Origin of the sequence: Tepidimonas charontis (assembly GCF_007556685.1) — a bacterium.
Taxonomy (GTDB): Bacteria; Pseudomonadota; Gammaproteobacteria; order Burkholderiales; family Burkholderiaceae_C; genus Tepidimonas; species Tepidimonas charontis.
Genome location: NZ_VJON01000003.1, coordinates 39,704 through 63,174, shown reverse-complemented (window position 1 = coordinate 63,174; position 23,471 = coordinate 39,704). Strand labels below are relative to the sequence as shown.

General features: G+C 66.9%; 31 protein-coding genes and 1 tRNA gene. 1 reads left to right on the top strand and 31 read right to left on the bottom strand.

Translation table 11 applies throughout. From position 1 onward, the window contains the following. Positions 1-42 precede the first annotated feature (42 nt). The 9 genes from Tchar_RS01880 to Tchar_RS01840 form a co-directional block, all read right to left on the bottom strand. Positions 43-118, bottom strand: a tRNA-Thr gene (locus Tchar_RS01880). A 94-nt stretch (positions 119-212) separates the two neighbouring features. Then, entirely contained in the window at positions 213-710 is a 498-nt protein-coding gene (locus Tchar_RS01875) for a ClpXP protease specificity-enhancing factor (RefSeq protein WP_144327399.1), read from the bottom strand. Continuing rightward, complete coding sequence (locus Tchar_RS01870) at positions 707-1,318, bottom strand: glutathione S-transferase N-terminal domain-containing protein (protein WP_144327398.1); 612 nt, start codon at positions 1,316-1,318, stop codon at positions 707-709. The genes Tchar_RS01875 and Tchar_RS01870 overlap by 4 nt, the downstream gene beginning before the upstream one ends. A gap of 93 nt (positions 1,319-1,411) precedes the next feature. Beyond that, entirely contained in the window at positions 1,412-2,179 is a 768-nt protein-coding gene (locus Tchar_RS01865) for a cytochrome c1 (RefSeq protein WP_144327397.1), read from the bottom strand. Between the two features lie 19 nt (positions 2,180-2,198). Further along, positions 2,199-3,617 (bottom strand): cytochrome b, encoded by a 1,419-nt coding sequence (locus Tchar_RS01860; protein WP_144327396.1) that lies wholly within the window; start codon positions 3,615-3,617, stop codon positions 2,199-2,201. A gap of 41 nt (positions 3,618-3,658) precedes the next feature. After that, entirely contained in the window at positions 3,659-4,258 is a 600-nt protein-coding gene (gene petA, locus Tchar_RS01855) for a ubiquinol-cytochrome c reductase iron-sulfur subunit (protein WP_144327395.1), read from the bottom strand. Between the two features lie 156 nt (positions 4,259-4,414). Beyond that, positions 4,415-5,527 carry a 4-hydroxythreonine-4-phosphate dehydrogenase PdxA gene (pdxA, locus tag Tchar_RS01850; RefSeq protein WP_144327394.1) on the bottom strand — a complete coding sequence of 371 codons (1,113 nt, stop codon included), beginning with the start codon at positions 5,525-5,527 and terminating at the stop codon, positions 4,415-4,417. Between the two features lie 29 nt (positions 5,528-5,556). After that, a complete protein-coding gene (locus Tchar_RS01845) occupies positions 5,557-6,363 on the bottom strand; it encodes a Nif3-like dinuclear metal center hexameric protein (RefSeq protein WP_408033528.1) in 807 nt (268 codons plus the stop codon). Between the two features lie 24 nt (positions 6,364-6,387). Next, positions 6,388-6,534, bottom strand: a complete 147-nt coding sequence (locus tag Tchar_RS01840; RefSeq protein WP_201739270.1) for a DUF3149 domain-containing protein — start codon at positions 6,532-6,534, stop codon at positions 6,388-6,390. A 150-nt stretch (positions 6,535-6,684) separates the two neighbouring features. Here Tchar_RS01840 and Tchar_RS01835 point away from each other — a divergent pair, with 150 nt between their 5' ends. Continuing rightward, entirely contained in the window at positions 6,685-7,833 is a 1,149-nt protein-coding gene (locus tag Tchar_RS01835; RefSeq protein ID WP_144327392.1) for a S1C family serine protease, read from the top strand. A gap of 87 nt (positions 7,834-7,920) precedes the next feature. Here the strand turns inward: Tchar_RS01835 and tatC are convergent, their stop codons facing one another. The 22 genes from tatC to mlaD form a co-directional block, all read right to left on the bottom strand. After that, on the bottom strand, positions 7,921-8,724 hold the full coding sequence (gene tatC / locus Tchar_RS01830) for a twin-arginine translocase subunit TatC (RefSeq protein ID WP_144327391.1): 804 nt from the start codon (positions 8,722-8,724) through the stop codon (positions 7,921-7,923). A 3-nt stretch (positions 8,725-8,727) separates the two neighbouring features. Further along, a complete protein-coding gene (gene tatB, locus Tchar_RS01825) occupies positions 8,728-9,225 on the bottom strand; it encodes a Sec-independent protein translocase protein TatB (RefSeq protein WP_144327390.1) in 498 nt (165 codons plus the stop codon). A 15-nt stretch (positions 9,226-9,240) separates the two neighbouring features. Beyond that, entirely contained in the window at positions 9,241-9,480 is a 240-nt protein-coding gene (gene tatA, locus Tchar_RS01820) for a Sec-independent protein translocase subunit TatA (RefSeq protein ID WP_144327389.1), read from the bottom strand. Between the two features lie 163 nt (positions 9,481-9,643). Continuing rightward, on the bottom strand, positions 9,644-10,003 hold the full coding sequence (locus Tchar_RS01815) for a histidine triad nucleotide-binding protein (RefSeq protein ID WP_144327388.1): 360 nt from the start codon (positions 10,001-10,003) through the stop codon (positions 9,644-9,646). 154 nt (positions 10,004-10,157) lie between these two features. Beyond that, positions 10,158-10,547 (bottom strand): DUF4870 family protein, encoded by a 390-nt coding sequence (locus Tchar_RS01810; protein ID WP_236640095.1) that lies wholly within the window; start codon positions 10,545-10,547, stop codon positions 10,158-10,160. Beyond that, positions 10,544-10,981, bottom strand: coding sequence for a phosphoribosyl-ATP diphosphatase (locus Tchar_RS01805; protein ID WP_144327387.1), 438 nt, complete (start codon positions 10,979-10,981; stop codon positions 10,544-10,546). Before Tchar_RS01805 ends, Tchar_RS01810 begins: the two co-directional genes overlap by 4 nt. 16 nt (positions 10,982-10,997) lie before the next feature. After that, positions 10,998-11,393: a phosphoribosyl-AMP cyclohydrolase gene (hisI, locus tag Tchar_RS01800; RefSeq protein ID WP_144327386.1), complete on the bottom strand. Its 396-nt coding sequence runs from the start codon at positions 11,391-11,393 to the stop codon at positions 10,998-11,000. A gap of 12 nt (positions 11,394-11,405) precedes the next feature. After that, on the bottom strand, positions 11,406-12,206 hold the full coding sequence (gene hisF, locus Tchar_RS01795; protein ID WP_144327436.1) for an imidazole glycerol phosphate synthase subunit HisF: 801 nt from the start codon (positions 12,204-12,206) through the stop codon (positions 11,406-11,408). Between the two features lie 5 nt (positions 12,207-12,211). Next, entirely contained in the window at positions 12,212-12,952 is a 741-nt protein-coding gene (hisA, locus tag Tchar_RS01790) for a 1-(5-phosphoribosyl)-5-[(5-phosphoribosylamino)methylideneamino]imidazole-4-carboxamide isomerase (RefSeq protein ID WP_144327385.1), read from the bottom strand. Positions 12,953-12,972: 20 nt separating this feature from the next. Continuing rightward, positions 12,973-13,665: an imidazole glycerol phosphate synthase subunit HisH gene (hisH, locus tag Tchar_RS01785; protein WP_144327384.1), complete on the bottom strand. Its 693-nt coding sequence runs from the start codon at positions 13,663-13,665 to the stop codon at positions 12,973-12,975. A 31-nt stretch (positions 13,666-13,696) separates the two neighbouring features. Beyond that, entirely contained in the window at positions 13,697-14,314 is a 618-nt protein-coding gene (hisB, locus tag Tchar_RS01780) for an imidazoleglycerol-phosphate dehydratase HisB (RefSeq protein WP_144327383.1), read from the bottom strand. Continuing rightward, positions 14,311-15,408, bottom strand: coding sequence for a histidinol-phosphate transaminase (gene hisC / locus Tchar_RS01775; protein WP_144327382.1), 1,098 nt, complete (start codon positions 15,406-15,408; stop codon positions 14,311-14,313). Before hisC ends, hisB begins: the two co-directional genes overlap by 4 nt. Beyond that, positions 15,405-16,748 (bottom strand): histidinol dehydrogenase, encoded by a 1,344-nt coding sequence (gene hisD / locus Tchar_RS01770; RefSeq protein ID WP_144327381.1) that lies wholly within the window; start codon positions 16,746-16,748, stop codon positions 15,405-15,407. The genes hisC and hisD overlap by 4 nt, the downstream gene beginning before the upstream one ends. A gap of 80 nt (positions 16,749-16,828) precedes the next feature. Continuing rightward, positions 16,829-17,512: an ATP phosphoribosyltransferase gene (gene hisG / locus Tchar_RS01765; RefSeq protein WP_144327380.1), complete on the bottom strand. Its 684-nt coding sequence runs from the start codon at positions 17,510-17,512 to the stop codon at positions 16,829-16,831. After that, entirely contained in the window at positions 17,509-18,783 is a 1,275-nt protein-coding gene (gene murA / locus Tchar_RS01760; protein WP_144327379.1) for a UDP-N-acetylglucosamine 1-carboxyvinyltransferase, read from the bottom strand. Before murA ends, hisG begins: the two co-directional genes overlap by 4 nt. An 11-nt stretch (positions 18,784-18,794) precedes the next feature. Then, a complete protein-coding gene (locus tag Tchar_RS01755; protein ID WP_144327378.1) occupies positions 18,795-19,040 on the bottom strand; it encodes a BolA family protein in 246 nt (81 codons plus the stop codon). 142 nt (positions 19,041-19,182) lie between these two features. Continuing rightward, positions 19,183-19,938, bottom strand: a complete 756-nt coding sequence (locus Tchar_RS01750; protein ID WP_144327377.1) for an ABC transporter permease — start codon at positions 19,936-19,938, stop codon at positions 19,183-19,185. Positions 19,939-20,005: 67 nt separating this feature from the next. Next, positions 20,006-20,935: an ABC transporter ATP-binding protein gene (locus Tchar_RS01745; protein ID WP_144327376.1), complete on the bottom strand. Its 930-nt coding sequence runs from the start codon at positions 20,933-20,935 to the stop codon at positions 20,006-20,008. A gap of 12 nt (positions 20,936-20,947) precedes the next feature. After that, positions 20,948-21,232, bottom strand: coding sequence for an STAS domain-containing protein (locus tag Tchar_RS01740; protein ID WP_144327375.1), 285 nt, complete (start codon positions 21,230-21,232; stop codon positions 20,948-20,950). Between the two features lie 3 nt (positions 21,233-21,235). After that, the gene (locus Tchar_RS01735) at positions 21,236-21,916 is read right to left on the bottom strand and encodes an MlaC/ttg2D family ABC transporter substrate-binding protein (protein WP_408033527.1); all 681 of its coding nucleotides are present in this window, start codon (positions 21,914-21,916) and stop codon (positions 21,236-21,238) included. Positions 21,917-22,213: 297 nt separating this feature from the next. Beyond that, the gene (locus tag Tchar_RS01730; protein WP_144327374.1) at positions 22,214-22,954 is read right to left on the bottom strand and encodes an MlaA family lipoprotein; all 741 of its coding nucleotides are present in this window, start codon (positions 22,952-22,954) and stop codon (positions 22,214-22,216) included. A 32-nt stretch (positions 22,955-22,986) separates the two neighbouring features. After that, entirely contained in the window at positions 22,987-23,457 is a 471-nt protein-coding gene (gene mlaD, locus Tchar_RS01725; RefSeq protein WP_144327373.1) for an outer membrane lipid asymmetry maintenance protein MlaD, read from the bottom strand. Positions 23,458-23,471 lie beyond the last annotated feature (14 nt).

The window sequence follows — 23,471 nt, the reverse complement described above, 5'->3', positions numbered from 1 at the left end:
ATGTGGCATGCAGCCGGCGGCGGACAAGAAGGTTCGATGGGATGGTGCCGCTTGTCTGATTCGAACAGACGACCTTCCGCTTACAAGGCGGGTGCTCTACCAGCTGAGCTAAAGCGGCCGGATGCAAGCTGTCGGGCGGCAGGGCCAAACGGCACCTGCGACGACGCAAGACAAGCCCGATTGTAGCCCGCCACCAGCGCCCGAATGGGCGATCACTTGACCCGTGTCAGCGTCGGGCGCTTGCCGCCACGGGGCCCGGGACCTTGATGCGTATCGGGCGGTGTCGGCGTCTCGGCGTTCGGCTCGGTATCGCCGCCGCCCGGTTCAGCGGTTACGATCTGCAGCCGCTGACTGGCACTGTCCTCGGTGCCATCCGCCCCAACGGCGGGCGCGGGCGCCGGAAAGGCCATGCCCTGGCCATTTTCGCGCGCATAGATGGCCACCACGTGCTCGATCGGTACGCGCACATCACGCGCCACCCCGCCAAAGCGCGCCTTGAAGCTCACCGCGTCGTTGTCGATGCGCAGGCCGCTGGTGGCGTCGAAACTGACGTTGAGCACGATCTGCCCGTCCCGCACATACTCCTTGGGCACCTGCACACGCTCGTCGACGGCGACGACGATGTAGGGCGTGAAGCCGTGATCGGTGCACCACTCGTGCAGCGCCCGCACCAGATACGGACGGGTGGAGGGCAGCTCGGCGTCCATCATTTGCGCATCACCTTTTCCGAGGGCGTCAACGCCTCGATATAGGCCGGGCGCGAGAAAATGCGCTCGGCATACTTCAGCAGCGGCGCAGCGTTCTTGTTGAGCTCGATGCCATAGTGATCCAGCCGCCACAGCAGCGGGGCGATGGCGACGTCGAGCATCGAAAAATGCTCACCCAGCATATATTTGTTTTTCAGAAAAACGGGGGCGAGCTGGGTCAGCCGGTCGCGGATATGGGCTTTGGCCTTCTCGATCTGTTTGTCGGTGGGCTTTGGCGTGCGCTGCTCCAGCACGGAGACGTGGCTGAACAGCTCCTTCTCGAAATTGAGCAGAAACAGGCGCACGCGCGCGCGGTCCACCGGGTCGCCGGGCATCAGCTGCGGGTGGGGAAAGCGCTCGTCGATATATTCGTTGATGATGTTGGACTCGTAGAGGATGAGGTCGCGCTCGACCAGGATCGGCACTTGCCCATACGGGTTCATCACCGCGATGTCGTCGGGCTTGTTGTAGAGATCGACGTCGCGGATTTCGAAGTCCATGCCCTTTTCGAACAGCACGAAGCGGCAACGGTGAGAGTACGGGCAGGTGGTGCCCGAGTACAGAACCATCATGGTCGGCTTGCTCCTTGTGAAAGCAAACAGGGGTGGCCGCCGCTCGGCGGGCACACCCACTGCAGGATCGGGTCAGGCCCGATCAGATGGAGGTCACTTGACGTCTTTCCAATAGGCGGCGTTCAGACGCCACGCCACGATCGTAAACAGACCCAGGAAAATCAGCACCCACACGCCGAGGCGAATGCGGTCGTTCTTCACCGGCTCGCTCATCCACTCCAGGAAAGCGACCAGGTCAGCCACCGTGCGATCGTACTCCTGCGGACTGAGGGTGCCGGGCTTGACCTGCTCCCAACCTCGGAAAACCTGGGTTTCGTTCCCGTGGCTGACCACTTTTTCGAACACCGGACGGCGCTCGCCCTGCAATTCCCACAGCGGGTGCGGCATGCCGATGTTGTGGAAGACGACATTGTTCCAGCCCGTGGGCCGATCGGCGTCACGGTAATAACCGCGCAGCAGCGTGTATAAATAGTCCGCGCCGCTGTAGCCGTGGCCAGCACGCGAACGAGCCACCAACGACAGATCGGGCGGCTGGGCGCCAAACCAGGCCTTGGCCTGCTTCGGATCGATGGCTGCGATCATCTGATCCCCCACCTTGTCGGTGGTGAACATCAGGTTTTCCTTGATCTGCTTTTCGGTCAAGCCGATCTCGGTGAGGCGGTTGTAGCGCACGAACGAGGCCGAATGGCAGCTCAGGCAGTAGTTGACAAAGATCTTGGCGCCGTGCTGCAGCGCCGCAGGGTCGGTGGTCAGGCGCGGCGCTTTATCCATCGGAAAATCGGTGCCGGCGGCCTGCGCCACGCTGGCTGCACCGAAAACGGCGCCCAACGCCACCAGACCCGTCGCAATCCAACGCTTCATGGGGTTGACTCCTGTGTGATCAGTGGGCCTGGAAGGTGACACGGGCGGGCACGGGTTTGAACTCGCCAATCCGGCTCCACCACGGCATCAGCAGGAAAAAGCCGAAGTAAAACAGCGTGCCCACCTGCGAGATACGCTCGCCGATCGGCGACGGCGGCAATACGCCCAAGTAGCCCAGGATCAAAAAGTTGATCACGAACAAACCGTACAGCCACTTGTTCCAGCTTGGGCGGTAGCGAATCGACTTCACGGGGCTGTTGTCCAGCCAGGGCAGGAAGAACAGGATGACGACGGCGCCGCCCATGACCACCACACCCCAAAACTTGGCGTCGATGCTGAGCATGAGCGCCGCCAACACCACCGCGCCGCCGAGCCAAAACGCCTTGTCGAGCAGACCCTTGCCCTTGAGCGCCGCCAGCAGGCCACCGAGCAGCACCACCGCCACCAGCACGTACATCATTTGGTCGGTGGTGGCACGCAGCATCGAGTAAAACGGCGTGAAATACCACACCGGGGCGATGTGCGGCGGCGTCACCATCGGATCGGCCGGGATGAAGTTGTTGAACTCGAGGAAGTAGCCACCCGCCTCGGGCGCGAAGAAGACGATGGCCGAAAACACCATCAGGAACACCGCCACGCCCAAAATGTCGTGCACGGTGTAGTAGGGATGGAACGGAATGCCATCGAGCGGCTTGCCGCTGGCGTCCTTGGTGGCCTTGATTTCGATGCCGTCGGGGTTGTTGGAGCCGACTTCGTGCAGCGCGATGATGTGCGCCACCACCAGGCCCAGCAACACCAGCGGCACGGCGATGACGTGGAAGCTGAAGAAGCGGTTGAGGGTGGCGTCGCTGACCACGTAGTCGCCGCGGATCAGAATGGCCAAATCCGGACCGATGAACGGAATCGCCGAGAACAGGTTGACGATGACCTGCGCACCCCAGTACGACATTTGTCCCCAGGGCAGCAAATAGCCCATGAAGGCCTCGGCCATCAGGCACAGGAAGATGGCCACGCCGAAAATCCACACCAACTCGCGCGGCTTGCGGTACGAGCCGTAAATCAAGCCGCGGTACATGTGCAGATAGACGACGACGAAGAACGCCGATGCACCGGTGGAGTGCATGTAGCGAATCAGCCAGCCCCAGGGCACGTCACGCATGATGTACTCGACCGAGGCGAACGCCACCGGCACGCCAGCGGCGTTGAGCGACGCATCGGGCTTGTAGTGCATGACGAGAAAGATGCCGGTGACGATCTGGATGACCAACACCAGCAGGGCGAGCGAACCAAAGAAATACCAGAAGTTGAAATTCTTCGGCGCGTAGTACTCCGCCAGATGCTCTTTGTAGAGCTTGGTCAGCGGAAAACGGTTGTCGATCCACGTCAGGAGCTTTTCGCCGCGGGACGCGTTGGCGGGGGCTTCCTTGAATTCGGCCATGGTGGTTACCTCGTGAAGCTGTGCAGTCGCGTTCTCGGGCATCACGCCTTGGGCGGATCTTCACCGATCAGCAGCACGGTGTCGGAGACGTAGTAGTGCGGCGGAATCTCCAGGTTGTCCGGCGCCGGCTTGTTTTTGAAGACGCGACCGGCCAGGTCGAACGTGGAGCCGTGACACGGGCACAGAAAGCCCCCTTGCCAGTCATCGGGCAGCGACGGCTGGGGACCGGGCTGCAGCTTGTCCACGGGCGAGCAGCCCAGATGGGAGCAAATGCCCACTGCGACCAGGTACTCGGGCTTGACCGAGCGGTGCCGGTTCTTCGCGTAGGGCGGCGTGGGGTAGGCCTTGCGGTCCGAATTGGGATCGGCGAGCTGATCCTCGACCTTCTCCAGCGAGGCCAGCATCTCGGGCGTGCGGCGCATGATCCACACGGGCTTACCGCGCCATTCGACGACCATTTTTTCGCCCGGCTGCAGCTTCGAGATATCCACCTCGACCGCCGCACCCGCGGCTTTCGCACGCTCCGACGGCGCGAACGAACTGACGAAGGGAACGGCGACGGCGGCGGCACCCGCGCCACCCACGGCGCACGAGGTGATCAGCCAAGTCCGGCGCTCTTGGTTGACGGTGGCTTCGCTCATGGGGGAATCTTTCTGTATGACAGTGGCAAACGCAGGGCAGGCATCGACGCCACGCGCCGACACATACCCAAAACCACTCCCCATTGTATCGGATGACTGCGGGTTTGCCCGGAGTGGCCCACGTACCGGTCGGGATCGACCGCGCCGCCGCCGAGGTCATGCGGACGCCGCAGCGGCGCCCGCTGGCACGGGGACCGTGTCGCCCCACGCGGCCTCGATGGCGGCCATCAGGCTCGACGGATCGGCCACCCCGCGGCCGGCCAGATCGAAGGCCGTGCCGTGGTCCGGACTGGTGCGCACGAACGGCAAACCGAGGGTGGTATTGACCCCATGGGCCAAACCCAGATATTTGACCGGGATCAAACCTTGGTCGTGGTACATCGCGATAACGACGTCGAAGGCGCCGGCGCGCGCGTGCATGAAGACGGTGTCGGGCGGATGCGGACCGCTGACCGTGCAGCCGGCCGCGCGGGCGCGCTGCACGGCCGGCGCGATGTGCTCGATCTCCTCGCGCCCGAACAAGCCGCCCTCGCCAGCGTGCGGATTGAGCCCCGCCACCGCAATGCGGCACTGCGGCCAGCCGAGCCGCTGCGTGAAGTGGGTGTGCGTGATGCGGATCGTCTCCCACACGACCTCGGTGGTGACGGCGTCGATGGCGGCGCGCAACGGCAGGTGGATCGACACCAGCACGGTGCGCAGTTCGGGGCTGGAGAGCATCATGCGCACGGGCAGCTCGGTGGTGGACACGCCCAGGTACCGTGCCGCCACCGCCTGCAGCAGCTCCGTGTGGCCCGGATAGGGCAAGCCAGCGGCGGCCAGTGCCTCTTTGTGCAGTGGCGCGGTGACCACCGCCGCCACTTCACCGCGCAGCGCCGCTTCAGCCGCCAGCACCACGGCGTCGGCAGCGGCGCGGCCAGCAGCGGGGTCGATGCGCCCGAACGGCGGCAGCGTCGGCAGCGTCACCGCCGGCCACAGGGGCACGCAGCGCGGTGGCACCTGGGCCGCCTGCGCCGGCCCTTCGAGTTCGGCAATGGGCAACAAGCCCCCGCTGACGCGCACGGCACGCCGCATCACGCCCAGGTCACCAATGACGACGCAGCGCGACGACCAATGCGGGCGGCGCCGAAAGACCTCGGCCACGATCTCGGGCCCAATGCCCGCCGCATCGCCCATCGTGATGGCAATCGGACGTGCCGCAGCGCCGGCGGCGCGGCCTGGGTCGGCGGCGGCGGGCGCCGGCGCACTCGGGTCGATGTCGGCGGCAGACATGCGTCAAAGCTTCGGCAGTGGCCCAGCATTCAGGCCGGGTTGTCGATGTCGATGAAGCGGTGTTCCAAGCCGAACTCGGCCGCCAAGGCTTCGCCGACGGCGGCGGCTCCGTAGCGCTCGGTGGCGTGGTGGCCGCACGCCAAAAACGCCACACCGCACTCTCGCGCCAGGTGCGCTTGGGGCTCGGAGATTTCGCCGGTCACGAACGCGTCGGCGCCGGCGGCGATGGCGGCCTCGAAGTAGCCCTGGGCCCCACCGCTGCACCAGGCCACGCGCCGAATCGGCCGCCCGTCGCCCGCCACGGCAGTGACGGTGCGCCCGAGCACCGCCTCGATATGCGCGCACAGCGCCGGCAGCGACGCGCAGGGGCTGCGTCCCAAAAAGCCCAATTGCTGCTCGCCAAAGCGTTGCCAGGCGTCGCCCTCGGGCGTAAAGCCAAGGCGTTGGCCGAGCTGGGCGTTGTTGCCCAGCGTCGGGTGGGCGTCCAATGGCAAGTGGTAAGCGAAGAGGTTGACGTCGTGCGCCAGCAGGCGCTGCAGGCGCTGCTTCAGCCAGCCGGTGACGACGCCGCTTTGCCTGCGCCAGAACAGCCCGTGATGCACCAGGATCGCATCCGCTCCGAACGCGATGGCGGCGTCGATCAGCGCCCGACTGGCCGTCACGCCGCTGACGAGCCGGCGCACCTGCGCCCGCCCCTCCACCTGCAGCCCATTCGGCCCGACATCCTGAAACCGGCCCGGCTCCAGCCACGCCTGCAGCGTGGCCAGCACCGCATCGCGGTGTGCCCCAGGGTGGCCGGTGCTTTTTTCGGTATGCGCTTGGTTCATGGGCGGCATTGTCGCACCGCCCAAGCGGGTCGGTCAGGATTGGCCGGCTGCCCGCTGCGACTCATTCATCTTGCGGCTGAAAAAGCGGTAAAACCACACAGCCATCGCGACGATGAAGGCGATGACGCCCAGGCTCATGAGACCGTAGTCGGTCGAAAAAAGGTCCACAATCGCTTTCATACGCGGTTGCTCCTCCATGGGTCGACGAATGCATACATTGAAACGGCAAAGCGGCGCGGCGTCTTTGACACACGTCAACCCTTTGTCCAACTCCTGCCCGAGTCAGGCCCATCGGCCCGGCCCATATCCTTGCTTTTTTTGTGCTGCGCGATGAGACGTTTTTGGTTGTTGTTTTCGCAAACCGTCACGGTGGTGCTGGCGGTGTGGTTCGTGGTCGCCACGCTCAAACCCCAGTGGCTGGCGCACCGCCCAGAGCTCAGCGGCCTGGTGCCGGTGCTCGAGGTCGCACCCGACACCCGCAGCGCCGCCATCGCGGCCAATAGCCTCAGCCGCGCCGCCAAGGCCGCGGCCCCCGCCGTGGTCAGCATCAGCGCGAGCAAGACCACGGCCAATCCGCACGCCGACCTGCCCTGGTTTGGCGACCCCGCCGACCCAGACTCGGAGGACTCATGGTCCCAAACCGGTCTGGGCTCCGGCGTCATCGTCAGCCCCGCCGGCTACGTACTCACCAACAACCACGTCATCGAGGGCGCCGACGATATTCTGGTGCAGCTCAGCGACGGGCGGCAGGCGTCCGCGCGCGTCATCGGCACCGATCCCGAGACCGATTTGGCGGTGTTGCGCATCGACTTGCCCGATCTGCCGGTGATCGTGCTGGGGCGCTCGGAAACCCTGGAAATCGGCGACCGCGTACTGGCCATCGGTAACCCATTCGGAGTGGGACAGACGGTGACTGCAGGTATCGTCAGCGCGTTGGGCCGCACGCACCTCGGGCTCAATACCTTCGAAAATTTCATCCAGACCGATGCCGCCATCAACCCAGGCAACTCCGGCGGCGCGCTGGTGGATGCCGAAGGCCACCTGGTCGGTATCAATACCGCCATTTACTCGCGCTCGGGCGGCTCGATGGGCATCGGCTTTGCGATCCCGATGGCCACGGCGCGCGAGGTCATGGACGCGATCGTGCGCGACGGCAGCGTCACGCGGGGCTGGATCGGCGTGGAGCCGCAAGAGCTCACGCCCGAGTTGGCGGAACACTTCGGCGTGCCCAAGACGCGCGGCGTCATCGTCACAGGGGTGCTGCAAAACGGCCCCGCGGCACAGGCCGGCATTCAGCCTGGCGACGTCATCACGCGTGTGGGTCAGACACCGGTGCGCGACGTCCCGGGTTTGCTCGCGGCGGTGGCTGCCCTGCGCCCCGGCGTCCCGGCCGAGATCGAAATCCAGCGCCGCGATGGTGTGCAGCGACTCACTGTCGTCCCGCAGCGCCGCCCTGCCCCGCAGGGCGCCACACGCTAAACGGCAACCGTTGGGCACGCGCAATCGTGCCCGCGGCGCTGCCTTCACCCATCGAAGCCCAACGCCAGTGTGAGACGTGGCCGCCCGTCAGCGTCCGTCGGCCGCCCCGCCTTCGGCAGCTTCGTCGTCCGGTGCACGGGTGGCGCGCACGAACCAGCGCGCCCCGATGATGCCCAGCTCGTAGAGCAGGCACATCGGCACGGCCAGCGCGATTTGTGAAATCACGTCGGGCGGCGTGACGACTGCGGCGATGATGAAGGACACGACGATGAAGTAGCCACGGAACGACTTCAGTTTGTCGATCGTGACCATGTCGAAGCGCACCAACAGCATCACCACCACCGGCACCTGAAAAGCCAGCCCGAAAGCCAGGTAAAGCGACAGGATGGCCTCGACGTAGGAAGCGATGTCCGGCGTGGCGTTGACGCTTGCGGGCGTGACCCCCTGAATGAACGCGAACATCTTATCGAGCACGAAAAACTGCACAAAGGCAATGCCCAGATAGGCCAGCGCGCTGCCGATGACGATCAAGGGCAGGGCAAAACGCTTCTCATGACTGTACAGGCCCGGGGCGACGAATGCCCAGACCTGATAGATGACCCACGGCAGGGCCATCAGTAGTCCGGCCATCATCAGCACTTTCAGCGGTACGAAGAAGGGCGAGAAGACGCCCACCGCGATCAGGCGCGCCTCCGGCGGCATGTGGGCGCGTATCGGCTGCGCGATGAAGTCGATCAGGCCGCTCGGGCCGGGCCAAATGGCCAGCAGCACCATGCACACGCCCACTCCCGCCAAGGCATAGAGGATGCGGTCGCGCAGCTCCATCAGGTGCGCGACGAAGGGCTGCTCGGTGCCGGCCAGTTCGTCGGCCGGATCACGGGAATCGGACATGGTTCAACGCGAAGGCAGTTTGGGGCGGTAGCGGGCCACCCGCGCCGCGCCGGACAGGGCCCGGGTGCGTACACCCGCGCGCGCCTTGTACCACTGCGGGATGGCCTGGCGCTTGAGGCGGAAATTCTTCTTCGGACGCCGGTACTCCGGGTACAGCGGCGTGCCGATCGAGGACAGATCGGGCGCGGCCGAGGCGGCTCCCGTGCTCGCGTTGGACAGACCCGCCGTGACCTCGGACCATTCGCGCTCGAAATCAGCGGCCGTCGAGCTGACCTGCGATTCGACCTCGCGCGCGGTGCGCTCCACCGACTCCTTCATGCGTTTGAGCTCTTCGAGCTCGATGGTGCGGTTGACCTCGGCCTTGACCTCGGCCACGTAGCGCTGCGCCTTGCCCAGCAGGGCCCCGACGGTGCGAGCGACGCGTGGCAGACGCTCGGGACCGATGACGACCAGCGCCACGACCCCGATGAGCGCCAGTTTGGAAATACCCAGATCGATCATGCCGGACGGCGGCGCTTACGACTTGGTCTTGGCGTCGACGTCGATGGTGGTCTTGTCGGTCGCGCTCTTGTCGGCGGTCACCTGCGGCGCCGGGGTGGAGGCGGCGTCCGTGGTGTTGCCCTGCGCCATCCCGTCCTTGAAGCCTTTGACGGCCGCGCCCAGGTCGGAGCCCAGGTTCTTCAGCTTCTTGGTACCGAACACCAGTACCACGATCAACAGGACGACCAGCCAATGCCAAATGGAAAAACTGCCCATGCTCTACTCCAGGAACGGGGCAGCCGGCCCCGATGCAAAGACTTCGATTCTACGCAGCGCCGCCGGTTTCACCGCCACGGCGCCGGCCCGCGCCGCATTGTGCCGCAAAGCGCTGGCGCTGTGTGTGCGGCGCGCCGAGCATCCGCAGCCGCGCACGCGCGTTTTAGCCCTTGCGCCACGGGCGCGGGCCGCCGATGACGTGCACGTGCAAGTGGTGCACTTCCTGTCCGCCATGGGCACCGGTGTTGCACACGATGCGAAACCCCCCTTCCGGATACGGCAGGCAGCCCTGCTCCAGCGCCAGGCGCGGTGCCAGCACCATCAGGCGTCCCATCAGGCGCTCGTGCTCGGGCGTCAGCTGCGCCATCGAGGGGATGTGCGCCTTGGGCACGAGCAAAAAGTGCACCGGCGCCCAGGGGTGGATGTCGTGAAAGGCGTACAGCTCGTCGTCTTCGTACACCTTGCGGCTCGGAATCTGGCCAGCGATGATTTTGCAGAAGATGCAATCGGGATCGTAGGACATGCGAACTCCAGCACACGACAACGCGCGGCCATAACGGGCAGGCGTGTGCCACCGGCACCCGCCGAGCACCTCACAGCGCAGCCGCAACTATAGCGACCGTGGCGCAGTCGCGGCACGACTGCCGACGTAGCGACCCATGTGCGCACGGCACGGCTCACACCGGCAGGGGCTTGCGGTCGTTCCAGTACAGAAAGCCTTTGACCAGGCGATAGACGGTCCAGACGAAGGCCGCCAGCAAGATGACGAACCCGACGCCCACCATCAGCGTCACCCCGCCCAGCACCGCCCACAACAGGCCCCACCAAAAGGTGCGGATCTGCCAGGTGAAGTGGCTCTCGTACAGGGTGCCGGCGACGTCGCCGCGCTTGACGTAGTTGATGATGATGGCCACCAGCGCCGTGATGCCGACGAACCACGACACGGCATACAGGATATAGACGACGAGCGTGAGCTGGCGCAGGCTGGCCAGCTCTTCGGACGTGCGCACCGGGGTCAGGGTCACGCGCGTGGGCGTGACATCGATGGGATCGTTGGGCGCGGTCATGGCAGAAGGCTCCCCGATGGAGAATGGTGGGTGCGCGTGGGCGGTGCAGCGGCTGCCGCGGCTTCGGCCTCGCGCACACGCGCTTGGCGCAGGGCTTTTTCCTCCAGGCCCGACAGCCCCTCGCGGCGGGCCAGCTCCGCCACCACGTCCGCCGGCCCCAGGCCAAAGTGCGCCAGCGCGATCATGCTGTGAAACCACAGGTCGGCCACCTCGCCGACGAGGGCGTGCGCGCTGCCCGAGCCGTGCTGCAGGTCCTTGGCGGCCATCACCACTTCGCCGGCTTCCTCGGTGATTTTTTTCAGAAGGGCGTCCGGCCCCTTGTGCAGCAGGCGCGCGACGTAGCTCTTGTCCGGATCGCCGCCGGCGCTGGGCTTGCGGCTGTCGATGACGGCGGCCAGCCGCTGCAGGGTATCGGCCAGGGGGAGGTGTTCCATGGAGCCGCTCCAGCTGTCAGCGGTAGATGGTTTGCGGGTCTTTGAGCACGGGCTCGACGCTGTCCCAACGGCCCGCGGCCACATCCAGCCGCTGGAAAAAGCAGCTATGGCGCCCGGTGTGGCAGGCGATGCCGGGGTCATGGCCGAGCTGTGTGACTTTGAGCAGGACGACGTCGTTGTCGCAGTCGAGCCGGATTTCGTGCACCTGCTGCACATGGCCCGACTCCTCGCCCTTGAACCATAGCCGCCCGCGCGATCGGCTGTAGTAGACCGCGCGCCCGGTCTCGGCGGTCTTTTGCAGGGCCTCGCGGTTCATCCAGGCCACCATCAGTACGTCACCGCTGTCGCGCTCCTGCGCGATCACCGGCACCAAGCCCTGCGCGTCCCAGTGCACCTGATCGAGCCAATCCATCGTTTGCCTCCGTCAAAGCCGCACGGGAATGCCCGCTTCGGCCAGGCGCTGCTTAGCCTGGGCAACGGTGTATTCGCCATAGTGAAAGATGCTGGCCGCCAGCACGGCGTCGGCGCCACCGATGCGGATGCCATCGACCAAGTGGTCCAGGTGACCGACGCCGCCAGAGGCGATCACCGGCACCTCGACCGCGTCGCTGACCGCACGCGTGAGCTCCAGATCGAAGCCGGCTTTGGTGCCGTCGCGGTCCATGCTGGTGAGCAAAATCTCGCCGGCGCCGAAGGCAACCATCTGCCGCGCCCAGGCCACCGCATCCAGCCAGGTGTTCTTGCGCCCACCGTGCGAATAGACGTCCCAGCCCGGGCCGATGGGCGCGCCATCGGGGCCTGGGCGCTGGCCGTCCTGGGCGCTGCGGCGCTTGGCGTCGATGGCCACGACGATGCACTGCGCGCCGTACTTGGCCGAGGCCGCGCGCACGACCTCGGGGTTGGCGATGGCAGCGGAGTTGAAGCTGACCTTGTCGGCGCCGGCGTTGAGCAGCCGGCGCACGTCGTCGACGGTGCGCACGCCGCCGCCCACCGTCAGCGGGATGAACACCTGGCTGGCCACCGCTTCGATGATGGGCAGGATCAGGTCACGTCCGTCACTGGTGGCGGTGATGTCGAGAAAGGTGAGCTCGTCGGCACCCTGCTCGTTGTAACGGGCGGCGATTTCCACCGGGTCGCCAGCGTCGCGCAGCGCGACGAAGTTGACGCCCTTGACGACGCGGCCGCCGGTGACGTCCAAACAGGGGATGATGCGTTTGGCCAGCATGGATTTCACACGCTGCGCTCGTGCACCAGGCGCACGGCGGCCGCAAAGTCGAGCGCGCCGCTGTAGATGGCACGCCCGCAAATGACCCCCTCGACGCCCTCGGACTCGACCTCGCACAAGCGGCGGATGTCGTCCAGACCGGACAGGCCGCCCGAGGCGATGACGGGGATGGACAGCGCCTGCGCCAGTCGCACGGTGGCATCGACGTTGATGCCGCTCAGCATCCCGTCGCGGCCGATGTCGGTGTAGACGATCGCCTCGACGCCGTAGTCCTCGAACTTGCGCGCCAGATCGACCACCTCGTGCCCGGTGAGCTTGCTCCAGCCGTCGGTGGCGACCTTGCCGTCCTTGGCGTCCAGCCCCACGATGATGTGGCCGCCGAAAGCCGTGCAGGCATCCTGCAGAAAGCCGGGGTTTTTCACCGCGGCGGTGCCGATGATGACGTAGCGCAGCCCGGCGTCGAGGTAGCGCTCGATGGTGTCGAGGTCGCGGATGCCACCGCCGAGCTGCACCTCGATCTCATCGCCGACCTCGCGCAGGATGCTGCGGATGGCCGCTTCGTTCTTAGGTTTGCCGGCAAAGGCGCCATTGAGGTCCACCAGGTGCAGCCGCTCGGCCCCCTGTTCGACCCAGTGGCGCGCCATCGCGGCCGGGTCGTCGCTGAATACGGTGGACTGGTCCATATCGCCTTGCTTCAGGCGCACGCACTGGCCGTCTTTCAGGTCGATGGCGGGAATCAGCAACATGGCGGCAAAGCTCGCAAGCGTCAGGGGGTCCAGTGAAGAAAGTTGCGGTACAGCGCCAGCCCCCAGGCGGCGCTCTTTTCGGGGTGAAACTGGGTGGCGAACAGGTTGTCGCGCGCGATCGCGCTGGCAAAGCGCACACCGTAGTCGGTGACGGCGGCCACATGGGCCGGGTCGTCCGGATGGGCGTGGTAGCTGTGCACGAAATAATAGTAGCTGCCGTCGGGGATGCCCGTCCACAGCGGATGGCGCGGCGCGCCGTCGCCTGCGCCGCGCTCGAACCCGTGCCAGACCCGGTTCCACCCCATTTGCGGCACTTTGAAGCGACTGCCATCCGGCTGGCGCTGCCCCTGCAGCCGAAAGCGCACCACACGCCCGGGAATCAGCCCCAACCCCGGGGTATCGCCTTCCTCGGAGTGCTGCAGCAGCATCTGCATGCCCACACACACGCCAAACAGCGGCTTGGTGGCGGCGGCATGCAACACCGCTTCACGCAGGCCGCTGCGCTCGAGTTCGGCCATGCAGTCGGGCATGGCACCCTGGCCGGGCAGCACGACGCGGTGCGCGTCGCGCACCACCTGTGGGCTGGCGGTGACGACCACGTCCACGTGGTCGGTAGCGGCGGCCGCGTGCACGACGGCCTGTGCCACCGAACGCAAATTGCCCATGCCGTAATCGACGACGGCGACCGTTTCGCGCGTGACCGGGATGCTCATCGTGACCAGACGGGAAAGACAGCGGCCAACCTCACAGGCTGCCCTTGGTGGAAGGCACCGCATCTCCCAGCCGCGGGTCGCGCTCCAGCGCCGCCCGCAGCGCGCGCGCAAAGGCCTTGAAAATGGTCTCGCACTGGTGGTGCGCGTTGTGGCCTTTGAGGTTGTCGATGTGCAGCGTCACACCGGCGTGGTTGACGAAGCCCTGAAAAAACTCGTGCACCAGCTGGGTGTCGAACTGACCGATCATGCCGGCCGTGAAGCGCACGTCCAGGTGCAAGCCGGGTCGGCCGGAAAAATCCACCACCACGCGCGACAGCGCTTCGTCCAGCGGCACGTAGGCGTGGCCGTAGCGGCGAATACCGCGCTTGTCGCCCACCGCGCGCGCCACCGCTTGCCCGAAGGTGATGCCGACGTCCTCCACCGTGTGGTGACCGTCGATGTGCAGGTCGCCGCGGCATTCGACCTCCAAGTCGATCAACCCGTGGCGTGCGATCTGGTCGAGCATGTGATCGAAGAAACCGATGCCGGTGTCCAGCCGCGCACGTCCGCTGCCGTCGAGGTCGACGCGCACGCGAATCTGCGTCTCGGTGGTGATGCGCTGCACATCGGCGACGCGCGCAGCAGCGGAAGGTACGGGCAAAGTGGTCATAGCGAAGGCGGCAACGCCGCGAGCAGCGCGTCGTTTTCCGCAGGGGTGCCCACGGTCAGCCGCAGGCAGTTGGCCAACAACGGGTGCATTGTAGAAACATTCTTGACCAGGAGACCACGTTGGCGCAGGCCGGCGAACGCCCGTGTAGCGTCGGGCACACGCACCAGGATCATGTTGGCCTCGCTCGGGTAGGGCTGCACGCCGGGCAGGGTTGCCAGCGCCGCCAGCAGGCGCTGGCGCTCGGCGCGAATGGCGGCGGCTTGCTGTGCGTAGACCTCGGCGTGCTCCAGCGCAAACAAAGCGCATTCGGCGTTGAGCGCGCTGACGTTGTACGGTGGGCGCACTTTGTCCAGCTCGGCAATCAGCGCCTGCTCCCCGATCAGGTAGCCGATGCGCACCCCGGCCAACCCAAACTTGGACAGCGTGCGCATGACGAGCACGTGGGCGTGGTCGGCGCGCTCACGGCGCCAGACGTCGAGCCAACTGCGGCTGGCAAAGGGCTGATACGCCTCGTCGATGACCACCAGCCCGCCGATGTCACCCGCCGCGCCGATGACGCGGCGCATCGCCCGCTCGTCCCACAAATTGGCGGTGGGGTTGTTGGGATAGGCCAGGTAGGTGATGGCGGGCCGCACCCGCGCGATAGCCTCACACAGGGCGTCGGCGTCGAGCGCAAAGTCGGCCGTCAGCGGCACGCCATGGAATGCCAGGCCCTGCAGCTGCGCGCTCATCGCGTACATCACAAAGCCCGGCAGCGGCGCCACGATCGCGGCCCCCGCTCGGTCACAGGCCATGGCCAGCAGCGCGATCAGCTCGTCCGAACCGTTGCCCAGCATCAGCGCCGCCCCCTCGGGCAGGTCCACGTAGCGCGCCAGCGCGCGCTTGAGGTCGTCGATGCGCGCGCCCGGGTAGCGGTGGATCGGTACGCGGCCCAACCGCTCGCCCAACGCGCGCTGCAGCGCCTCGGGCAGCGGGTAGGGGTTTTCCATCGCATCCAGCTTGATGAGGCCGGTCGCGTCTTGAATGGCGTAGGCGTGCATACCCTGCACGTCGGTGCGGATGCGCTCGAGCGCCGCCTGCAGCAGCGCGCTCATGCCCTGCCCTCCGCGTCCAGGCGCAGCTCGGCGGCGCGTGCGTGGGCCTGCAGCCCCTCACCGTGGGCCAGCACCGAGGCGATGCGCCCCAGGCTCTGCGCGCCGGCGGCGCTGACCTCGATGAGGCTGGAGCGTTTCTGGAAGTCGTACACCCCCAGCGGACTGGAAAAGCGCGCCGTGCCGCTGGTGGGCAACACGTGGTTGGGGCCGGCGCAGTAGTCGCCCAGGCTCTCGCTGGTGTAGGCACCCAGGAAGATGGCGCCGGCGTGGCGCAGCAGCGGCTCCCAGCGCTGCGGCTCGCGGCTGGCCACCTCCAGGTGTTCGGGCGCGATGCGGTTGCTCAGCGCGCACGCTTCTTCCATGCTGCGCGTGCGAATCAGCGCGCCGCGCCCATTCAAGCTGGCGGCAATGATGGCCGCGCGTGGCAACGTGGGCAACAGCCGGTCGATGGCGGCCTGCACCGCATCCAGATACGCTGCGTCGGGACACAGCAAAATGGACTGCGCCAGCTCGTCGTGTTCGGCCTGGCTGAACAGATCCATCGCCACCCAGTCGGGGGGCGTGCTGCCGTCGGCCAGCACCAGGATTTCGCTCGGGCCGGCGATCATGTCGATGCCGACGGTGCCGAACACGTGCTTCTTGGCACTGGCCACATAGGCGTTGCCGGGGCCGGTGATCTTGTCCACTTGGGGAATGGTGGCCGTGCCGTAAGCCAGGGCCGCCACTGCCTGGGCACCGCCGATGGCAAACGCGCGGCTGACGCCAGCCACGTGCGCGGCGGCCAGCACCAGCGGGTTGCGCTCGCCGCGCGGCGTGGGCACCACCATCACGATCTCGGGGACGCCGGCGACGTGGGCCGGAATCGCATTCATCAACACGCTCGATGGGTAAGCCGCCTTGCCACCCGGCACATAGATGCCGACGCGGTCCAGCGGCGTCACCTTCTGGCCCAGCAGCGTGCCGTCGGGGTCGCGGTACGACCACGAGCGCCCGCAGGCTTGCAGCTGCGCCTCGTGGTAGCGGCGGATGCGCCCTGCGGCCTGCTGCAGGGCCTCACGCTGCGCGGCGGGAATGGCGTCGAAGGCGGCGCGCAAGGCGTCGGCACCCAGTTCCAGCTCCGCCACCGAGGCCGCCTCGATCGCGTCGAAGCGGCGCGTGTATTCGAGCACCGCGGCGTCGCCGCGGGCGCGCACATCGGCCACGATGGCGGCCACGCGCTGCTCGATGGCGGCGTCGGTCTCGGCCGACCAGTGCAGGCGCGCCGCCAATCGCGCCTCGAAATCGGGCTCGGTGGTATCCAGCCGCAGCGGCCGGGCCAACAGGGGTTCAGCAGTGCTCATGGTATGTATTGTCGCAGCGCCGCGCCGCAGCCGCCGCGCCCGGCGCCAATCGGCCAGCGCCGCACCTGGACATGCCCGCCTCAGGGCTGGGCACGCGTGCCCACGGCCTGAGCAAAAGCGTCCAAGATCGGCTGGATGCGCACGCGCTTGAGCTTGAGCGCCACTGGCCGCACCACCAGGCGTGCGGAGATGTCCATGATGCGCTCGACCTCCACCAACTGGTTGGCCTTGAGCGTGTTGCCGGTGGAAACCAAATCGACGATGGCATCCGCCAGCCCGGTCAGCGGCGCCAGCTCCATACTGCCGTACAGCTTGATGAGATCGACGTGCACGCCTTTGCCAGCAAAGAAGTCGCGGGCCACCGCCACGTACTTGGTGGCCACGCGCAACCGCGCCCCCTGGCGCACCGCGCTGGCATAGTCGAAGTCGGCGCGCACGGCCACGCTCATGCGGCAGCGCGCAATGCCCAGGTCCAGCGGCTGGTACAGACCGACGTGGCCGGGGCCGCCAGCGACGGCTTGGTGCTCGATCAACGTATCTTTGCCGCACACCCCCAGGTCGGCGCCGCCGTACTCGACGTAGGTGGGCACGTCGGTGGCGCGCACCAGCACCACGCGCACGTCGGGCCGGTTGGTGGGCAAAATCAGCTTGCGCGAGGTCTCGGGGTCTTCCAGCACCTCGATGCCGGCGGCGCGCAGCAGCGGCAAGGTCTCGTCGAAGATGCGGCCCTTGGACAGGGCCAGCGTCAGGGTGTCCGCGCTCATGCGATTCTTTCGATGTCGGCGCCCAGGGCGCGTAACTTGCGCTCCATCTGGTCGTAGCCACGGTCCAGATGATAGATGCGCTCGACCACCGTCTCGCCCTCGGCCACGAGGGCGGCGATGACCAGGCTGGCGGATGCGCGCAGATCGGTGGCCATGACGGTGGCGCCCGACAAGCGCTGCCCGCCCTCGACGAAAGCGGTGCGGCCGTCGATGCGGATCTGCGCCCCCAGCCGAACGAGTTCTTGCACGTGCATGAATCGGTTTTCGAAAATCGTTTCGGTCACGGCACTGGGTCCCTGAGCCACGCAGTTCAGCGCCATGAACTGCGCCTGCATATCGGTGGGAAAGCCAGGGTACTCGGTGGTGCGAAAACTCTGCGCGCGCAGCGCCGCGCCCCCCGGCGAGGCCACGCCCATCCCATCGGGCTGCGCCTGCACCTGCACACCGGCAGCCAGCAGCTTGTCCACCACCGCATCCAGATGATCGGCGCGCGCGCCGCGCAACCAGGCTTGGCCGCCGGCGGCGGCCACCGCGCACAAAAACGTGCCGGCCTCGATGCGGTCGGCCACCACGGTGTGCTCGGCCCCGCGCAGCGCCGGCACGCCCTGGATGTGGATGCGGCTGCTGCCGTGCCCTTCGATGCGCGCCCCCATGGCGATGAGCAGCTCGGCCAGATCGACCACTTCGGGCTCCTGGGCGGCGTTTTCCAGCACCGTCTCGCCCTCGGCCAAGGTGGCGGCCATCATCAGGTTTTCGGTGCCAGTGACCGTCACCATATCGGTGGTGATGCGCGCGCCGCGCAGCCGCGTGCGGCCGGCTGCCAGCCGCGCCTCGATGTAGCCATGCTCGACCGTGATTTCGGCCCCCATGGCCTGCAGGCCCTTGATGTGCTGATCGACCGGGCGCGAGCCGATCGCGCAGCCCCCGGGCAGCGACACACGTGCGCGCCCACAGCGCGCCAGCAGCGGCCCCAACACCAAAATCGAGGCGCGCATGGTCTTGACCAGCTCGTAGGGTGCCAGCGGCTGCAGCGGCTCACGGGCCTGCAGCGTCATGCCGCCGCGCTCGCCATGCGTGCGCACCTGCACCCCCATGCCCTCCAGCAGCGTGCGCATCGTGGCCACGTCGCGCAAGCGCGGCACGTTGCGCAGGGTCAGCGGCTCGGCGCTGAGCAGCGCCGCGCACAGCTCGGGCAGGGCCGCGTTTTTGGCCCCCGAAATCGGCACCTCGCCGTGCAGAGGCAGCCCCCCGCGAATACGCAAGCGATCCATGGGCCCTTCCTTCAGCGCTGGCCCGTGGCCTGCCACTCGGCAGGGGTGTAGGTTTTCATCGACAGCGCATGCACTTCGTCGGTGTGCAGGCGCTGCCCCAGCGTCGCGTACACCATCTGGTGGCGTTGGATGGCGCGCTTGCCCTCGAAAGCGGGCGAGACGACGACGGCGGCCCAGTGGCGGCCGTCGCCACTGACTTCCAGATGGGTGCAGGGCAGGCCGGCGGCAATGAGGGCCTGCAATTGTTCAGCAGTCATGGGCAAAAGGTCGGATGCATGATGAAAAAACCACTGCCGCCCCGCCTGGCGGGGCGGCCACATGAGCCCAAGCGCGCCGTGGCCAAGCCACGCCTGTCGGCGCTCGCCAGGCTGGTGCCCGCGCACGACACGGTGGCGCGCCTCAATGACGCACCTTGTAGCCGATGCGCAGCAGATACAGCGTCACGGCGGATACGGCCACGAATGCGCTGGCCGCCACCGCCAGACTCAGCCACGGCGAGACGTCGCTGACGCCAAAAAAGCCGTAGCGCGCGCCGTCGATCATGTAGAAAAACGGATTGAGGTGACTGATGCGTTGCCACAACGGCGGCAGCGAATGAATGGAGTAGAACACGCCGGATAGGAAGGTCATCGGCATGATGAGGAAGTTCTGGAACGCCGCCATCTGGTCGAATTTTTCCGCCCACAGCCCAGCCACCACCCCTAGCGCGCCCAGAAAACCCGCTCCCAGCGCGGCGAAGACGATGATCCACAGCGGGTAGGCAAAGCGCAGATCGGCGGCCCACGCGGTCACCGCCAGCACACCGGCGCCCACCACCAAGCCGCGCAGCACCGACGAGCCGACATAGGCCACGTACCACGCCCAATGCGACAGCGGCGTCACCAGCAAAAACACCAAATTGCCCATGATCTTGCTCTGAATCAGGCTGGAGGAGCTGTTGGCAAAGGCGTTTTGCAACAAGCTCATCATCGCCAGGCCCGGCAACAAGAAAGCGGTGTAGCCCACCCCGTCGTAGACCTGGACGTGGTCCTCGAGCACGTGGCCGAAAATGAGCAGATACAACATGGCCGTCACGATGGGCGCCGCCACGGTCTGGAAGGCCACCTTCCAAAACCGCAGCACCTCCTTGACGAACAGGGCGCGCCAGCCGCTCATGCCCTGCCCTCCGCCCCAGATGCGGTCATGCCGGCTGCGGCGTCCCCGCCCCTGCCAACGTACGCACTCATGTATGCACCTCCGCCGTGGCGGGCTGTGCCGCCATCAGCTCCAAAAAAACGTCTTCCAGGTCGGCTTTGCGCACCTCGATATCCTCCAGCACCACACCGGCCTGGCGCAAGGCCGCCAAGGTCTGCTCCACCTCCACCGCATCGTGGACCTTGACCTGCCAAATGCGCCCGGTGGCACGGGCGCGCTGGGCGATCTCGGCCGGCAAGGCCTGGTCGGTCTTGAACCGCAGCACATTGGAGGAGGCTCGCTTGAGCAGCTCCGCGGTGCGCTCCAGCGCGATCAGGCGTCCCGCACGCAGCATGGCCACCCGGCTGCACAAGGCCTCGGCTTCTTCCAGATAGTGCGTGGTCAGCAGCACGGTGCTGCCAGCCCGGTTCAGGCGCGCGATGAAGGCCCACAGGGTCTGCCGCAGCTCCACGTCCACCCCCGCCGTGGGCTCGTCCAGAACGATGACGCGCGGCCGGTGCACCAGCGCCTGCGCGACCATCACACGCCGCTTCATGCCGCCGGAGAGCTGGCGCATGTTGGTCTCGGCCTTGTCGCTCAACCCCAAGCCAGCCAGCAGCTCGTCGATCCAGTCGTCGTTGCGCCGGATGCCGAAATAGCCGGACTGAAAACGCAACGCCTCGCGCACGGTGAAGAACGGATCGAACACCAGCTCTTGCGGCACGATGCCCAGCCAGCGCCGCGCCTGCATCGGGTCGCGTTGGACGTCGACACCAAACACCGACACGCGCCCACTGCTGGGCCGCGCCAAGCCCGCCAAGATGCTGATCAGCGTGGTCTTGCCCGCGCCGTTGGGACCCAAGAGGGCGAAAAACTCCCCCGGCTGCACCTCGAAGTGCACCGAGTGCAAGGCATCGAAGGCGCCGCGGGCGGTGGCGTAGCGCTTGCTGACGCGGTCGAAAACGAGGGCTGCCGACATAAACCCGCCATTTTAGGCGGCAATCAATTCGGCCACCCCATACAAGCCCGCCAAGACCTGCAGCCGTTGCGGCATGCCATCGAGCTGCCACGGCGCGCCGCGCGCAGCGGCCTCGCGCCGCAGCGCCAGCAACACCGCCAAGGCCGACGAATCGAAGGTCTGCAGCGCCGAGGCATCCAGCCGCCACGGCGCGCCCGCCGCCGCCCCGGCGATGGCCGCCCGGCAGCGCGCCAGATAGCCCTCGGCCTCGGCTTGGGTGAGCGTGGCCGGCAGCGGCGGCAGTACGGTGGTCGCCATCGCTCAGCTGCGTTGCGCGTTGGTGCGGTTGCGCTCGGCCAAGGCGGCAATCAAACCGTCGATGCCGCGCGCGTTGATTTCTTGCGCAAATTGGGTGCGGTAGGTCTCCACCAACCAGACACCCATGACGTTGAGGTCGTACACCTTCCAGCCCTGGGGGGTTTTTTCCAGCCGGTAGTCGAGCGCGATCGGGTCGCCGCGGCCGCGAATTTCCGAGCGCACCACCACCTCGGTGGCATCGGGCGCCGCCCGCAGCGGACGGATGACCAGCGTCTGGTCGCGAATCTGCGTCAGCGCCCCGGAGTAGGTGCGCACCAGCAGCGCCTTGAACTCCTGCTGCAGGCGCTGGCGCTGCTCGGGCGTCGCCTGCCGCCAGAAACGCCCCACGGCCGAGGCCGTCATGCGCTCGAAATTGACGTGCGGCATCAGCACGGTGTCCACCAGGGCCATGATGCGCGTCAGGTCGCCGTTGCGCAGCGCCGGGTCGTTCTTGACCGTATCGAACACCTGCTGGCCGACACGCTGGATGAGCGCCTCGGGCCCCTCGGGCGCGACGGCCTGCGCCAAAGCCCACGATGGCCACAACGGCGCCATTGCTGCTGCGCCCAGCAGCAACGCGAGGCCGCGCCGCCGTGTGGCCCACGGCCTGCCGGTGTGATGGCGTGTGATCGGATCGTCGTTCATGTGTTTTCGTACTCGTCGTGCACCCTGTGGTTCCGCGCCGTCACCTTTGGTTACCGTTGTCACCCGCGCGGCGCCCCCGCCTGCCCCCAGCCTGCCCTCAACCGATGGGGCCGAGCCTCCCGAGGCGTCGCAGACGCACCCGCTGTGCCCCATCCCCTGGCCCGCCCATGCCAAAAAGACCACATCGGTACACCACGGCCCGTCATCCGGTTCGATGTCCCAAGAGGTCCCACCCGGCACCCGCGCCCGAGCGCGGCCACGGCGGCGCGCGGGCGTCCAGTGCCGAGCTTTGGCCACTCACTCGTCGCGCCCACCCCCCTGCGCCGCATCGATCTGGCGCTGTCGGCGCGCCAAGTAGGCGTCACGGGTAAACCCGTATTTATCCAAAGCGGCTTGCTCCAGCAGCTCACCGGCACGCAGCAGGCCGGCGCGCTGATCGACGATGCGCAGCGCCTGCAGGCTGTTGCGTGTAGCGACGTGATCGATGCCCTGAGCCACCGGGTCGCCCTGGCGATCGACCGGCAGCGCCACGGTATCGCGCACGGTGGACGGCCCCAGCAAGGGCAACACCAGATAGGGGCCTGCGGGCACGCCCCAGCGGCCCAGCGTCTGGCCAAAATCGAGCGTGGTGCGGGTAATACCCATTTCGCTGGCAAGGTCCAGCACGCCGCCGAAGCCCAACGCGGTGTTGACGCTGAAGCGCATGACGTTTTCGACCGCTGGCTGCGGACGCGCTTGCAGCACGGCATTCACCGCCGACCACAGGTCGCGCAGGTTGCCGAAAAAGTTGTTGACCCCGATGCGCACCGGGCGTGGCACGGCGGCCTGATAGCCCTGGGCGACGGGCTTGAGCACGGCCTCATCGACCGCCTCGTTGAACCGATACACCCCGCGGTTGAACGGTTCGAGTGGATCGTGGGGATGGGCATCTGGGCCACTGGCGCATCCGCCCAAAGCAGCCGCCACGGCAGCGAATGCGACCACGCGGGCGAGCCGCCGTGGCGCCGCACGGCCAGCCTGTGGACGCGGTCGCGTCATCGCCTGCGCCCTTCTGCCATCACTGCGTCGAATCATGGTGCACTCCCTGCTTCTGCCGCCTTGTTGAACAAAAATTGACCGATCAGGTTTTCGAGCACGACGGCAGATTGGGTCTGGGTGATGGTATCACCGTCGGCCAGGTTCTCGTCCGATCCGCCCGGCTCGATGCCGACATACTGCTCGCCCAGCAGCCCGCTGGTGAGGATTTTGAGCGAGCTGTCCTTGGGGAAGGCATAGCGCGACTCCAACGCCAGCACCACGCGCGCCTGGTAGCTGCGGTCGTCGAACGCGATCGACTCCACGCGCCCGACGACGACGCCACCGCTGCGCACCGCGGCCTTGGGCTTGAGCGAGCCGACGTTGTCGAACATCGCCGTCACCCGGTAGGTGGGATGAAAGCTGAGGTTGAGCAAGTTGGCGGCCTGCAGCGCCAAAAACAGAATCGCCACCGTGCCGATCACCACGAACAGGCCAACCCACACATCGATCTTGGAGCGTTGCATCACGGCAAGGTCTT